This window comes from Deltaproteobacteria bacterium (genome assembly GCA_015233135.1).
Classification (GTDB): domain Bacteria; phylum UBA10199; class UBA10199; order JADFYH01; family JADFYH01; genus JADFYH01.
This window is the reverse complement of sequence record JADFYH010000006.1, coordinates 1-14,953: the sequence shown is the minus strand read 5'-3', so window position 1 is coordinate 14,953 and position 14,953 is coordinate 1. Positions and strand designations below refer to the sequence as shown.

Sequence of the window (14,953 nt, the reverse complement as noted above, 5' to 3'; positions counted from 1 at the left end):
GGGGGTTAGGGGGCGTTATGGCAATTTCGTGCAAGAGGCCATAACCCCTCCCGACCTCCCCTTAGCTTAAGGGGAGGAGATCGAAAAAAATATGTCACACACCAAAACACAAAAAGCGTGGAACCCTGATCTCGTCCAACAAGCCATTCTCGATGCCTTCAAGAAATTGGATCCGCGAGTGATGGTGAAAAATCCGGTGATGTTTATTGTTGAGATCGGTAGCCTGCTTACCAGCATTGCCTTCTTTCATAGCCTCTTCTCCATCCATGACCTGCATTTAGCCAATTTCAATGGGCAGATTTCACTGTGGCTATGGTTCACCGTACTCTTTGCCAATTTTGCAGAGGCCATTGCCGAAGGGCGTGGCAAGGCCCAGGCCGATTCGCTCCGAAAAACCCGAACCGATACCTTGGCCTTTCGTCAAACGGCAGAAGGAAAGGTGGAGCAAATTTCTTCCTCGAAACTCCGAAAAGGAGATGTCGTGGTCGTCGAGCAAGGACAAATCATTCCTGCCGATGGGGAAGTGATAGAAGGGACAGCCCTGGTCAATGAGGCGGTCATCACCGGAGAATCGGCCCCGGTCATTCGTGAAGCCGGTGGAGATCGCAGCGCGGTGACGGGAGGCACCACCGTGTTATCGGATAAAATCATTATTTGCATCAGCACCAATCCTGGGGAATCTTTTCTCGATCGCATGATTGCCCTGGTTGAAGGGGCGGTGCGAAAAAAGACGCCCAACGAAATTGCGCTGAGTATCATGATCTCAGGGATGACGATTATTTTTCTGCTGGCCGTGGTTACCCTGCAGCCTTTTGCCATTTATAGTAAGGCCACTGTCTCTGCGGTCATTCTGATTTCCTTGTTGGTTTGCCTGATTCCTACCACCATTGGAGGTCTGCTCTCTGCCATCGGAATAGCAGGAATGGACAGACTGGTTCAACGTAATGTGCTGGCCATGTCAGGACGCGCGGTAGAGGCGTCGGGCGATATTGATATCTTGCTTCTGGATAAAACGGGGACCATCACCATCGGTAATCGTATGGCAACGGAATTTATTCCGGTTCCGAAGATTGATTTGGAAGAACTGGCTGGGGCAGCACTACTCTCTTCTTATGCCGATCAAACCCCGGAAGGCCGCTCTATAGTAGATCTTGCCATCAAACTGGGGGCCAAGATGAAGCCCCTCGAATCGGCCCAGAGTGTTCCTTTTACGGCCGAGACGCGCATGAGTGGTATCGATTTTGGTGGGAATTCGATTCGCAAAGGAGCGGTGGATGCGGTGCAGAATTGGGTGAAGGCACAAAAGGGCGAAGTTCCGATTGAAGCGATCCGTGCTGTGGAAAGAATCTCCATCGATGGAGGAACCCCTCTCTTGGTAGCCAAGGACGGACAAGTGCTGGGTGTCATTCACCTCAAAGATATTGTCAAACCCGGTATTCGAGATCGCTTTGAGCGTATTCGAGCCATGGGCATCAAAAGCATCATGATTACGGGAGATAACAAACTCACCGCCAAAGCGATTGCGAAAGAGGCGGGAGTGGATGATTTTGTGGCCGAAGCAAAACCGGAAGAAAAATTGGGTATCATCAAGGCCTTTCAAAGTGAGGGTCGCATGGTGGGGATGTCTGGCGATGGCACCAACGATGCTCCAGCTCTTGCTCAGGCGGATGTGGGCTTGGTCATGAACACGGGTACTCAAGCTGCGCGCGAGGCAGGCAATATGGTGGATCTAGATTCAGATCCCACCAAGATTATTGAAATTGTCGAGATTGGAAAACAACTGCTCATTACTCGAGGCTCTCTCACCACCTTCAGCGTGGCCAACGATGTGGCCAAATATTTTGCCATCTTGCCGGCCATTTTTATGATCGCCTATCCGAGTTTGGCGATCTTGAATGTGATGAACCTGGCTACTCCAGAATCCGCTATCCTTTCAGCCGTCATCTTTAATGCGCTCATTATTGTGCTGCTGATTCCTCTGGCGTTGAGGGGCGTCAAATACAGACCCAGTTCTGTGGCTGCTATTCTCAAAAGAAATTTACTCATTTATGGCCTGGGTGGCATCGTGATTCCCTTTGTGGGGATAAAAATTATTGATCTGATTATTTCTGGTTTTGGGATTATTTAAGGAGCCATTTATGTTATCCAGCCTCTACAAATCCACACTCATGACCTTCGTATTGCTTCTCATCCTCTGCGGCCTATACCCACTCAGTGTTACTTTGCTGGCGAAGGTCCTGTTTAAAGAAAAAGCAGAAGGGAGTTTAATCCTAAAAAATAACCAAGTGGTCGGGTCTGAATTACTCGGTCAAAACTTTTCCGACCCCAAATATTTTCAGGGTCGCCCTTCAGCAGCGGGAGACAAAGGTTATGATGCCGCAAATTCTTCGGGTACAAATTTGGGGCCCACCAGTCAAAAGCTGGCGGATAATCTGAATGCAAATATTAAAAAAGTGCTGGAAGAAAATCCGGGCGTTCAGCCCAGGCAAATTCCTGTCGATTTGGTGACGACATCCGCCAGTGGACTGGATCCTCATATTTCCCCAGAGGCCGCTTATCTGCAAGCAACAAGGATTTCCGCTCAGCGTCAAATTCCATTAGCTCAAGTGAATCAATTGATTGGGCAAGAAACTCAGGGCCCTCAATGGGGGCTCTTTGGCGAGGCGAGGGTGAATGTTTTGAGGTTGAATTTGGCGTTGGATTTAATTCAACATTAGATTTTTTTCATTAAGGATGAGCAGTAATAGCAAGTATCGTGATGTCTGCACGATCAGGACCATAACACCAAAAAATGCGATAAGCTCCTGGAGTTTTATTTTCAACATAGGCTTCAAAAATAGCAGCACTAGGATCGAAGGGATTTAAATACCCTCTGTAGAGGTGAGTGTTTAGAGAAGGATGTCGAGGATTGGTCTGGAGGTATCCCAATACTCTACGTACTTTTTTTAGCTTTACTGGGGAAAGATTGTGGTACTGTTTATCTGCTTCAGAAGTAAAATGAATATTGAAGTTCATTCGGGGTCTTCAATATATTTGGTGAAATCTTCAGTAATCTTAATCAAACGGCCAGCCTTTGCTTGAGTAATACCGCGTTCTACGGATTTTTTTGCTTTTAAATTCTTTTTCAACCAAGGCTCGGAAACAGGAATGACATGCAAAGGCTCTAAAAGAATTTTTCCTGTGGAAGATTCTTGGTATAATCGATAATGCTTCGCAATAGACTGTATCTTACGACCCAAAGAAATTCGATTCTTAGAATCGGCTTTCACCTCGGCCACTTCTTTAAAATTTGTTTGTAAGAGTGCTCGCATGATCTTTACCTCCTCTCTAAAGGCTACTCTAATAGGGATTTTTATCAAGGGGGAAATCCCACCAAAAGCCCTTGTCGAAAAACCAAATTTAATGAATGATTGAAAAAATATGGGACTTTTCTCCTTCTTCAAAAAAAAGCCTCCGGTGTCTGTAATAGAAAGCTCTCAATGCTGCATTTGTCTCAAAATTTTATCGGGGAGAGTCGCTCAAGATGCCTGGGCCAATTCGGCCCACGATTATCATCATCTTGTTTTTTGTTATAGCTGTCATCGCATAATATCTCGCCATACTTCTGCAGGTTCTTACCAATACAGCGATGGAAGGGCCATTTGCGGTCTTTGTAAAAAGGTCGCGATTACCGATTCAATTGCTGTGAATCGTAGCAAGAGAAAAGTCTTGGCTTTGCTCGAAGCGGTGGGCTTTCAAGACATCCCCAAAAATATCGAGATTGTGCTGAGTGGCTTACACGACTTGTCTTCTCATTCTCGCAAAAGAAACACGGCGGGCCTTACTTTGAGTCATGTGCATTTTAGCAACAACAAGCGAGTGGGGCTGACGCATCAAATAGGGGTATTGTACGGATTGCCTCAAATAGAATTTGAAGCGGTGCTGGCCCATGAATTGTTGCACGTCTGGCAAAATGAAAAAGAATTCAAATTCTCTCCCCTCTATAATGAAGGTCTTTGCGAGTTGGGGAGCTTTTTAATTTATTCGAACGACCCATCCGACTTGGCAAAATTTTTAATTAAAAGAATGAGTGAAAGCAAAGATCCTGTTTATGGCAACGGCTTTCGCCTCATGCTCAACAAGTTGCAAGCCTTGGGTTGGAAGCGTTTGATGGCCGATCTTTTGAAAAATAAAAAGGGCTATGAAAGTTCGGTGTTGAGGAAGATATTTGGTCGCTGATTCAGTTTAGATCAACGTTTCCACCCTCCCCTATTGTACTTTTCTATCATGCACCCTCTCCCTAACCCTCTCCCCTCAAGGGAGAGGGGATTCCCAAGTGGAATTCAAGATTTGTAACACTTATTTTTTTGCGCGACTCTCAACCCTTCTCCAAATACTCCCCCGTCTCCGTATCAATTGCCACTACATCGCCGGGTTTAATAAAAAGGGGCACCTTGAATTCTGCTTCGTTTTCGACTTTGGCTGTCTTGAGTGCACCTGCCATGCCTTTGCTGGGAGGGTCACATTCCACCACCGTCAGGTTCACGCGTTTGGGCAGCGTGTAGCTGACATAGGCTCCCTCAAAACTTAAAATCATGATTTGGATTTCCGGTTTCAGGTAGGGCAGGGCATCTTCCAAAAAAGATTTGCTGAGTTCAAATTGCTCGTAAGAGTTGGGATCCATAAAGTGAAAAGTATCTCCCTCCTGATAGAGAAAATTAATGTTGCTGGCCTCCAACTCCACCTCATCTACCGCTTCTACCGAACGAAAGCGCATGTTGTGTTTGATGCCTGTTTTTAGATTTCGGATGTCGGTTTGAATTTGTGCGTTTCCCTTGCCGGGCGTGATGTGTTGAACTTTCAGGACGCGATAAAGTACGTTCTCGATTCTTAAAATCATTCCGCTTCGAATTTGTGTGGCGTTGATCATAAATTAAGCCTTTCGTTGTTCCCGTAAAATGACACAGCAGGGGATAAAGACTAACGCTGCGATTAAACAAGTGAGTTCACCAATAATTCCAATCCAGCCAAAAGAAACCAGGGCCTGATTTTTGGCAATAATGAGAGTGAAATAACCGATGATGGTGGTGAGCGAACAAAGTGCCACAGCCCCTCCGGTGGTTTTTATCACTTTGGTAAGGGATCCTCTGCCTTCCAGTTTATAGCGCTGATAAATGTTGACTCCATAATCGACTCCAATTCCAAAGGTGGTGGGGATGGCGATGAAGTTGAAAAAATTGATTTTAATATCAAAGAGGGCAATCACTCCGCCCATCCAAAGGGCCCCTACCAATAAAGTGCCGATGATAAAAAAGATGCCTCTTCTTTCCCTGAAAATAAGGGAGACGACCAGGCAGACGGCGATGAAAGCCAGGGCAGTGGAGCGGGGGCCATCATGAATTACGGCCCTCAACAGATCGCTGAAAATGACGGCATCCCCGGATCCTGTGATGACTTCGCCACCCGGTAAAACATTTCGCCGAATCAGATCCGCAAAGCGCATGAGGTTTTTTCCCTCCCAGATGGAGGCGTGGTCACTGGGATAAACCAGGGCCAGTCTTCCCACTTCCCCATTTTTTTCCCTGAAAATTTTTACAATATTTTCAGGGATATCTTTTAAGGCAATTGTTTTTCCTACAAATTCTTTTTTAAACCTTTCCACTTCCTGCTTTTGTTCTTCATTTAAAAAATTCATAGAACTGTCTTCAAGCAGTTTTCTTGTGCTTTTGAGCAGTTCTATTTTTTGTTCCTGATCTTCCGGAACATAAGAGTAAAGTGATTTACAATTTTGTACCATTCTTTGTTCGGGAGGATCCATCTCCGATCTTCGCATTATTTCTTTACACAAAGGCAGCGCCTGGTCGGCCCGATCTAATAGGAGCACTGCAGGGCTCACGGAACTGCCAAAAATAGCACGCACTCTATCTCCCAGTTTGTCTTGCTCCGCAATGGCCTGGCCCTTGGTTTTCACCTTCAGGTTATTGAAATTGTATTCCAGGGAATGCGGAATAAAATAAATAAGCAAAGGAACACAGAGGATTGAAAAAACAAGTCCCGCATACACCGCAGGCCTTGCATGTTTTTGAAAAAGTTTTACCAGAGGGGTCATGAGTGAAAGATTAAAACGGGGGACATGGTCTTCTTTCACCACCGGTAAAATCTGTTCAGTAATACTTAAAAAGACAGGAAGCACCGTGTAGGTGGCCACCCAGCAGGCGAACATTCCTAATCCCCCAATGAAACCGAAATGAGAAAAACCTCTCACCTGGGTCATCAAAAGGGCTTCAAAGGCCACGGCGGTATTGAGGCTTGAGGCCAGGGTTCCCGAGAAAGTGCTGCGCAGCGAAATTTCCAGTGCCTGCAAAGAAGATTTCTTGCCCTTGCGTTCCTCCAGATAACGGGCCATGAAGATGAGACTATAATTGATTCCGTTGCCCACGATGATCGATCCCAGAAAAGCCGTTTGCGTCGTTAAATAGCCGATCTCTCCTTGGGTGATCGCAAAAGTCCAGGCGACGCCGTTGGCAATGGCCCAGGCCATGAGCACCACCATGCGCAGTCGTCTGAAATAGACAAAGACGGCCAGGGCCACCAAAAAAATACACAAGAGGGCGGTTTCGACGATGTCATCGATGAGGGTTTGATATTCAAACAGGGTCCTTCGAAATTTGCCTGTGTAATCTACTTTTATTGAAGGATCATAACTGCCGGGATTCAATTCCTGCACGGTGCTTTGTACCTTGTCCAAAAGTTTTTTGGCAAACTCCACTCCCGAGGCCGCGCCCGGGGGCTTTAAGACCACCGCCATTAATTTTCCCTTTTCACCAAAAAAATAGCCATCGATGTACTCATCATACTGGCTGGTTTTTCCCTTGTATTTATCTTCAATATCCTTGGTGGAGAAAAGGCTGTTCTGTTCTTCGCTGTCTGTAAAATCTAAATACAGGCCCGAAGTTTTGAGTTTTTCTCTTTGAATGCGTTTGTCCAGACGATCATGAATTTCCTGAAGGTCTTCCAGATTCAGATAAAGAAATTTATTTTCTTCAAAAAATTTCTTGGCTTCCGAAACATTGTAATCAATTTGATACACATATTCTGGCGGATATTGTTTGAGCTTCGCCACCAGGTCGTTTGCAAAACGAATCGAGTTTGGGGGATTGTCCGATTCAATGGCAATAATCAGAGATCCTTCTCCGCCCACCCTTTCAATAATTTTGTCCAAATCTTTTATGCTCTGAAAGTTGGAGGGGAGGAGTTCCTTGAAATCACTTTTGAGTTTGAGCTGACTGGCCTGCAATAAGCTAAAGACAAACAAGGCAATAAAAAGCAGGGCAAGAGACCACTTTGCGCGGTAAATAAAATGGGTATAGGTTTTAAACATAAATTTTCCCTATAACAGAAAAAATAAAATAATCTCCTTAAATTTTTGCTGGGGGATAATTTTCAGGTTCGTCGTGTCCGTACGGCAAACACCATTCCCAGCGCCAGTGCGCTGGCTACGCCCATCGCGGTGAGCAGGGGGCTGTGCAGGTACATGCCCAGACCAGCGGCAGCAAAGCCCAGCGGAGTCTGAATGCCTCCTCCTGCAGATCCACCTCTGCCCCGTTTCACAACCGTAGGAATTGCAGGAGTGGATTGCCCTGCAGCTTCTTCTTCCTCAACCCCATCGTTATTTTCAGTATCAATTCTTACTCGTCTCGGAGCTTCTGGGGCTATTTTTTTTGCCTTAAGAAACTCTTTGAGGGCAGCCCCTTCATCAGCATCCAAGTGATCCAATATTTTTTGAATTGCCTGGTGCAAGTTCCCGAATTTTTTGTCTTGCAGCAGGGGCTGCAATAAATTTTGCCAGGCCGCCACTTCCGCATCTGCGAAAGAATCTTGTGTAGTCTGCAGCAGTGCCCCGGATTCCACGACGACCCTTAATACCTTGTGGGCCAGCACAGGGTCTCTGCCCTCACTTTTTTCTTTTTCAATCCACTTCCGGATATTTCGGACGAGTCCCGCCCACTCTTGAGGGAACTGAGTTGCGTGGTGCTTTCCGAGGAGAACCTGCACAAAGGGGGTGTTGTCCAACAGAGAATCCAGTGGGATATTTCCCAAAAGGGCCAGGTAAGAACGAAGTGCGTCAGGAGAAACTTGCGATCTTAATGTGTTGGCAATCTTAGTTTCTTCAGACAGTGCATTCTGTGCATAATAAAGAGCAGCGTAAGCGTTCTGCTGGGGACCCCCTATTTTTCCATCCCCAGGCCAACAGTGCAGGCCTATGCGAATAAGTCCAATTGAGGGATCTAGCTCAAGTCGTCGATCTCTTTTTTCCAAATCTTCAACGGAAAATCTCCCTGCTGTAAGGGCCTCCATGATTATCGATACGAATGCATACCAGCCTAGCGGGCTATACAGAGTTTCTCTTGATAGTTTTTGATACACGAGTTCACGCCGCTCGCGGTATTTCAAGATAGCCCGCCTGGCCCCGGATATCGAATTGGCGCGGAGTGCCGCATGCAGTAATGTTTTGAATTCCACATCGAACCAATTTTGTTTATCATAGTCATCTTTCGGGATAGCTTCTCCAACCATCTGCCGTCCCTCTCTGCTCTTCAGGAAATCGAGGATGGCTATCTTGCGATTCATCTGCAGGCCATGTCCCAGGTTCTGACCCCTGGATTCTCCTTCTGCAAGGGCTTCTTCCACTATTTGTCTCAAACTGATTGAATTTCTTTGCGTGGCCTGGGCGATTGCGTCCTTGCCCCTGGCCAGGGATTTTATAAAGGCCTGCCCGGCATTTCTGCGTTGGGCACTCAGTCCTGTTTCGAGCATTGGGGCAGCGGGGTGGCTGGTCCGGTAAACGCCAGCGTGATCCATTTGAGTGGGTGTGCGGGAAATTCCAAAACGGGAAAACATCCAAAGCAGCATTTGCGGAGGAAAATTGTACTTTGCAAGCCCTCGGACCAGGATTGCCGACAAGAGAGGATTTGCTTCCAACCCGAAATGTTGTGCAACACCTGCTGCCAGGCGAGCAAAACGATTTGGACTTGCTACAACCGCCCAGGCGCTGAGCAGGACGGGGAAAATGAGAGCTTCTCCAGCCATTATTGCTTCTGTCAAACGGAAGGTGTAACTGTTGTGTAGAGCAATCATTCTTGATTGAAGTGCTGGATTAGTATTCGTTGCAATGTCCAACACGGCCAAGAGCACCGCGCGTTTCCTCCTAGTCTCTGTATCAGTGTATTTTTCTATTTGTTCCAAGTAAGAACGAACTGCGTCTATCACTTCTGGGGAGAGTTGGAGAGTGTCTCCTACCGATACAAAATGACAGAGTAAAGAGCTTCGAAGTGTTTTTCCTAGTTCGGTGTGTCTACCCGCAACATCTATCGGGTAGAACAGATCCTTTCCGTCCTTACGGTGTTGAGCAACTTTGTGGCTAATCTCAGCTCGCACACGATCTCTCAGCTCAGCATCGTGGGGAAGCTTTTCGTGTGTGCCCAGCAGGAAAGCTGCCAAAACCCTCCCCGAAGGAGGGCCTTTACGAATGGCCACCATCGCCAGAGGTGCTGCCACTAACGCCAACAGACCAAGGCCCGCAAGCACCGGGCTGTGCATAGCCACGGCCAAACCCAGCAGACCGGCACCCGGAACAGTAAACACGCCGTCTCCTCCCGGCCCGCCACGGCGTGCGGCGCGGGGGGCTGCGGGTGACTGTGCTTCTACTACTTCTTCTCCTTCTCCCTCTCCCTCTCCCTCCCCATCCAGTCTAACACGAACACCGGTAGTTGCTTGTGCAGGTGCGGGATTCTGTGTTGTTACATCAAATCCCCGTGATTGGAGAAAATTTTTAATCCAAGTGGCGGCTTCAATTTCTGCAGGGGTGCGCGCGAGGTCGCTAGCCGAAGAAGCAAGACGCTGTAAGAAGCGCCGACCTGCCTCACTCTGTGAGGCTTGAGTGGCCTTGAAAAAATTTTCCATAACCGCCGTAGGGTATTGGTGTTTTAAAAAATGACGTGCAAGCGCTTCACTCAGATAACCCTTTTTGTTTTCCTCCTCGAGCTCCAAAAAACGAATCAGGATTGGTGGCACATCATCATCCCTGCCAAAGGACATCAGGTCTTCCAAGAATTTGTCCATTTCAGCGAGGGGCATTTCACCCAAGATGCGGGCGATTTCCTGGCGGATGGGGAACCCTTTTGCCGGATTGGCTAGTGGATACAAGACCCTTTTCACCCAATAGCGCGAATAACCGTCAAGCGAGTTGCCTTGACCTATCAAGTTGGCAATATCCTGCGTTCCAAAATCTTCAGGATGATGGATTGCAATAGAATAAAAATAGCTTGTCTCCGAACGGGGGATCTTTTCTGCAAGATAGTCCAAGCTCGCTCTTCTTTCTTTGGCAGCCCTTTCCCCGGTTTGTTTTCGCAGGAATTCCAGAACATGGGCATTACTTTTTTCCGCTCGTCTGTTCTCTTCTGCCCTTTGGGCACGATAACGCTCGAGTATTTGTTCAACCACCGGCACGGTTTCACGAACCGTGCCCCCTTTTTGAAACACGGCTGTGTAAACTTCATGCAACAACAGTTCGTTTTGCGGCAAACTCCCCTCTTGTGGCAAGTGCCCATCCCATACTTGTCTGAGCTTCTGGGTAAAGAGCAAGTATCTCTGTGCCAGTGCCAAGGCTTCTTGGCCGGTTTTTGCGTGATCCAAAATTTGTTGGATCAACAGCAGCTTCACAGATTTTGTCTTTGTCATTCCAGTTGAGATCATGATTTTATCAATCAGTCGCCACATTCGACGATCCACCACTGTACGCACCACTTCTTCTTTTCCCTCAGCCATGGCATTAGCAAACATTTTGCGAAAGTGGTTTCGCTGCTCTTCGTCAGTCCAAGTAAACGGTATAAGGCAACTATCCTCATCCAGACGCATTGGGTAGTGGATCTCACTCCAATAGGGATGGCCGGGCTCTAAGCATTCCTCCAGCACCTGACGCTGGGCCTCAGTTAAGGCCGTTTGCGCCTGGGCCTGTTGATGGGCAGGATCAGCACTTTGCCGATAAACAGGCCCCAACGGTAGAGAATTGTTTTCCTTCGCTTTCCTCCCCGGCAGGCGCGTGGCTTCGTCGCGCCTCCGTTCGGCTTCTTTGGCGCTTAGGTGATCCATCGGAGGCCTATTTCCTGAAATCGCTGCTGCCGCTCGCCGGAATAACCCTGGGCCACGGTAGGAGTTGCCAAAAAGCACTTCTCCCAGGTGGTGAAAAAATTCGCGAGGGCCTTCACGACTAGTCGCCATCGCCAGAGGTGCTGCCACTAATGATAACAGACCAAGGCCCGCAAGCACTGGGCTGTGCATGGCCACGGCCAAACCCAGCAGGCCGGCGCCTGGAACAGAAAACATGCCGCCTTCTCCCGGCCCGCCACGGCGTGCGGCGCGGGGGTCTGCGGGCGACTGTGCTTCTACTTCTCCTTCTCCCTCCCCCCTCGCGGGGGAGGGTTGGGGAGAGGGGGTCAGTTCGACTCGAACGTGGGTGGTTTCACGGCGATCCTTACGCCATGCGGTTCTTAGGATATTCGCCAAACGCGCAAAGTGTCCTGGTGTGAATACCGCAGCGGCTGCAGAGGACATCATTTCAGCCACAGTCCCTGTTGTCCCCCTGCCACGAGTAACAAGCTCTGCTTGCTGTCTCCAGCTCACCCAGGCCACGTCCGCGCCGTTCAGCGCCATTACACTTTGTTCAACAGAGCTCAAGCTGCTGCTGCTACTCCGATAGGGAGAAGTGGGAGTTGTTTGAAGGAACAACTTTTTGTCCCGCACTTCGAAGGTAAAGCGAACCGCAGAGGGGTCCTCCGAGCTTACTGCCTCTCCCGTATGAGGATTCAGAAACACCATAAAAGCGCCTGACTCTACCCGTGCAGCATCTACCGCCTTCCAAACCGCCAGACGAATCTGCCTGTGGGGAGTACCAGTGGCAAAAAAATCGGGAGTCAAACGCCCTTCAAATTGCCGTTTTTCGCATGTTTCTAAAGCATCCCGCGCCATGCGACGAACCCATGAATCTTCATTCCCCAAGAAGGCAACCATCAAAGGCTCCACCACACGGGCGTCTCCGAGCCTACCCAAAGCCTGCGCTGAAGATGCGCGAACCTCTGGATCTTTATCCTCCCTTAAGGCAGCAATATTTGCTGTTACTTTAGGATCAACTGCCCCTTCAACGGAATGTTCGGGTGATGCAGGTTCTTTGCCCCCAACCTCGCCCGGAGGCTTAGCTGCCATGGACAAGGCCGTTCCCGCTGAGAGATTCAGAAGGCTTGAGACAAGATGGGGTAATTGAGGACCGTAGTTTGTTAGAAATTCGGTGACAAAATGGGTGTGCCCGTAAAAGAAGGCCAGACTTTTTTGCATCCAGGGCATTTGGGGCATTCGGGCGGGAGCCTCTAATTCTCTGTGAGGTCCGGTGGTTTCTTTGCTTTGTAGGGGCGGGGTTTCCGCATTTTCGCCTTCTCGTGCGGGCGATTCGTGAATTGCCCCTACAGTTTTACCGCCTCCCTCTCCTTGCCCATTATCAATCGACGCCAAACCTGTTTGGCCTTCCAATCGATTCAGAAAGCCAGGTGTGGGATCTACTGAATCCTGTGGGTGAAGTGTCGGATCAGAAGCGATGTCAGAAGATGCAAAGGCCACTTTGCCAGGCGTATGGGCTAAATCTTGAGGGTGAGGGTCAGAAGTTGTGGCTCTTTTTCTGCGGTAAAAAACCACATGGTCTCGTGTGTCCAGCCAATTAGGAATATCGACCTCTTCAACCACCTCCCAGTCCTCATCCAGTATTTTAAAAAATCGATCGTCACCGTTGGCTCCCCCCCTCTGGGCTTCCCCAACAAAAATAAATTTCTCTCCACCCTGTACTTGGAAAGCACCCAATGCCTCGAATGCCATCTCATCTTTCGGGGGCCAAATCATCAGGAGTACTTTGGTCTCAGGATGGGTCTCCAGGGCTCTCCAATGTGATAATGGTTCAACATCTGTATAGGTTTGCGCTGCCCTTTCAGAGGGTAAAATACGCCGAACATCATGGGTTCGAAAACCATCGGTAGCAATAACACGGGCATCTTGTTTTTTTAGTAAAGCTGCCCAAAGTCCTCTTCCAGCACCAACCTCAAGCATCTCTTCTTTCCCTACAAATTTTGCAATAGCTTCAATCGCCTTTTGGGTAGGCACTGCCCAAGCATAGCGCTTGACAAAATTTTCTCGAGCCTCAACGTTGTTACGTGTATCTGAGGTAGGTGCTGCAGTGTTGAGGTCACCCCAAGTGGGAAGTTTTCTGTGAACAGTAGATCTATCTGAGGGGGCAGAAGGTGGTTGTGAGAATCTGTCTTCACCCATAAACCCCATAAGCCCAAAATCACTTGGAGCCACCAACCCTCCCCTTGGATGTGGATCAAAGGGGTTTGCCGCACCAGCTCCGTTCATCTCTGCTTCGAGCCGCCCCGGCAACATACCCTCATGTTGATAGCCAAAGGGATTATCGACGTCATTTAGACGACTTGAAAAAACCCGCGCTCTTGGACCGGGGGTGTTAGCCCTTTCGTTAGACTCCTCCCGAACTGTCGTAGTCACATTGGGTGCAGCAGGCATCTCTAACACATCTTTTTCTCTAGCGGTTTGGGCATCACGGGCAGTGGCCGTTTGCTTGTCTAGTTCGCCTCGAACGTGGGTGGGTTCTTCCGCAAACGCGAGTTGCAGCAGTTCTTGAACATCCTCTTCATTGAGGAGGTCTCCCTTGTCGGCAAGTTCCATCTGCTCCAAAAAAGTTGTCCATGCCTCGGATTCAACTCCTTCAGCTTTCGCCTGCCTTCCATGCGTCAACAATTTGTTAATTAATAAACTGCGTTGTGCGGTCTCAAGACCAGGTAATCCCAACATCAAGGGCAAGGGCGAGTTTCCAGATTCCAATCCCTCTATCAAGGCATGCACCAAATCAGCAGCAAATACCTTTTCGTTGCTTAACGAACTTGATGCAAACCATCCTCCTATTTCGGCTCCTCCTAAAAGGTACTGTCTCGCTAAGTCTAGCCTTTGCTGCAAATCCAGCCAGTCACTGCAATGCTGCAAAACTGCAACCCGGTCAGAAACATCTACATGTGTGGTAACAAATTTCACCAGGCGATTTCTCACCTGAACATCCAAGTCTCTGCCGCGCCAAGTTAAAAACATTGCGGCTATTGAACGCTCGCTTCCCAGCAATTCCTGAGCCCTAAATTGACCTTCTCTCTCTTCATACGCGGCCAGAAAAATTCTAGCGACTTTATTCAAGACTTCAATTGGTTCTTTCTCCAAAGGATCAGAAGTGATGTTACATATCCTCCTCGGAGACTTCATGAGAGCCGCTACATCTAGCTGCGACCGGTTTTCCCGAACACCCTTCTTTGCAGCTCCCGTTGGGACATCCTCAAATTCGATATCTGTAGGGGCACGCGAGGCTATTTCTTTAATAGCCTCGCGAACCGTTGTTGTTCCTGTGAATAATTCCAGGAAAATCCGTTCTCTTAGATCCGAGTCGTGGGGGCGGTTCACAAGTGCATACAGCGCCAAGCTTGTTTTTCCTTCTGTAGTCAAGCCTTGTGCAAAACGCAGATATCTCTGTGCCAGGTCCCAGGCTTCTTGGCCGGTTTTTGAGTGATCTAAAATTTGTTGGATCAACAGCAGCTGTAAATCTTCTCCAATTCGCACTCCGGTTGTGTCTATGATTTTTTCAATCAATTTCCGCATCGGACGACCTGCCATAACACGTACCACCTCTTCTTTGTCCTGAGCGATGGCTTCGGTAAATATTTTGCGAATCCGGTCCAGCTCTACTGCTTCCCTTGTACGCCGATGCTTAGATTTGCCTTGGGGCAGGGGCCCATTTTGGAAATTTCGAGTGGCAGCCTCCACCGCCTGACGCTGGGCCTCAGTTAAGGCCGCTTGCGCCTGGGCCTGTTGATGGGCA

General features: G+C 48.5%; 8 protein-coding genes. 3 read left to right on the top strand and 5 right to left on the bottom strand.

Annotation, left to right across the window (positions count from 1 at the left end; translation table 11 throughout):
- Positions 1 to 91 precede the first annotated feature (91 nt).
- Both kdpB and kdpC read left to right on the top strand, forming a co-directional pair.
- A complete protein-coding gene (kdpB, locus tag HQM15_02880) occupies positions 92 to 2,128 on the top strand; it encodes a potassium-transporting ATPase subunit KdpB (GenBank protein MBF0491704.1) in 2,037 nt (678 codons plus the stop codon).
- A 10-nt stretch (positions 2,129 to 2,138) separates the two neighbouring features.
- A complete protein-coding gene (gene kdpC / locus HQM15_02875; protein MBF0491703.1) occupies positions 2,139 to 2,717 on the top strand; it encodes a potassium-transporting ATPase subunit KdpC in 579 nt (192 codons plus the stop codon).
- A gap of 10 nt (positions 2,718 to 2,727) precedes the next feature.
- On the opposite strand, the gene HQM15_02870 is transcribed toward kdpC, so the two are convergent.
- A complete protein-coding gene (locus HQM15_02870; protein ID MBF0491702.1) occupies positions 2,728 to 3,015 on the bottom strand; it encodes a hypothetical protein in 288 nt (95 codons plus the stop codon).
- Positions 3,012 to 3,311, bottom strand: a complete 300-nt coding sequence (locus HQM15_02865) for a hypothetical protein (GenBank protein MBF0491701.1) — start codon at positions 3,309 to 3,311, stop codon at positions 3,012 to 3,014. The genes HQM15_02870 and HQM15_02865 overlap by 4 nt, the downstream gene beginning before the upstream one ends.
- Positions 3,312 to 3,420: 109 nt before the next feature.
- Here HQM15_02865 and HQM15_02860 point away from each other — a divergent pair, with 109 nt between their 5' ends.
- Positions 3,421 to 4,218 carry a protein DA1 gene (locus HQM15_02860; protein MBF0491700.1) on the top strand — a complete coding sequence of 266 codons (798 nt, stop codon included), beginning with the start codon at positions 3,421 to 3,423 and terminating at the stop codon, positions 4,216 to 4,218.
- 139 nt (positions 4,219 to 4,357) lie between these two features.
- On the opposite strand, the gene HQM15_02855 is transcribed toward HQM15_02860, so the two are convergent.
- The 3 genes from HQM15_02855 to HQM15_02845 form a co-directional block, all read right to left on the bottom strand.
- Entirely contained in the window at positions 4,358 to 4,909 is a 552-nt protein-coding gene (locus HQM15_02855) for an elongation factor P (GenBank protein MBF0491699.1), read from the bottom strand.
- Positions 4,910 to 4,912: 3 nt separating this feature from the next.
- A complete protein-coding gene (locus tag HQM15_02850; GenBank protein MBF0491698.1) occupies positions 4,913 to 7,360 on the bottom strand; it encodes an MMPL family transporter in 2,448 nt (815 codons plus the stop codon).
- Between the two features lie 62 nt (positions 7,361 to 7,422).
- Positions 7,423 to 14,953, bottom strand: a 7,531-nt coding sequence (locus HQM15_02845) for a HEAT repeat domain-containing protein (protein MBF0491697.1), incomplete at its 5' end; no start/stop codon positions are given.

What these genes read in the sequence shown, in the direction of transcription:
- kdpB (MBF0491704.1), top strand. Translation starts at nt 92, where the DNA reads ATGTCACACACCAAAACACAAAAAGCGTGGAACCCTGATCTCGTCCAA.
- kdpC (MBF0491703.1), top strand. Translation starts at nt 2,139, where the DNA reads ATGTTATCCAGCCTCTACAAATCCACACTCATGACCTTCGTATTGCTT.
- HQM15_02870 (MBF0491702.1), bottom strand. Translation starts at nt 3,015, where the DNA reads ATGAACTTCAATATTCATTTTACTTCTGAAGCAGATAAACAGTACCAC.
- HQM15_02865 (MBF0491701.1), bottom strand. Translation starts at nt 3,311, where the DNA reads ATGCGAGCACTCTTACAAACAAATTTTAAAGAAGTGGCCGAGGTGAAA.
- HQM15_02860 (MBF0491700.1), top strand. Translation starts at nt 3,421, where the DNA reads ATGGGACTTTTCTCCTTCTTCAAAAAAAAGCCTCCGGTGTCTGTAATA.
- HQM15_02855 (MBF0491699.1), bottom strand. Translation starts at nt 4,909, where the DNA reads ATGATCAACGCCACACAAATTCGAAGCGGAATGATTTTAAGAATCGAG.
- HQM15_02850 (MBF0491698.1), bottom strand. Translation starts at nt 7,360, where the DNA reads ATGTTTAAAACCTATACCCATTTTATTTACCGCGCAAAGTGGTCTCTT.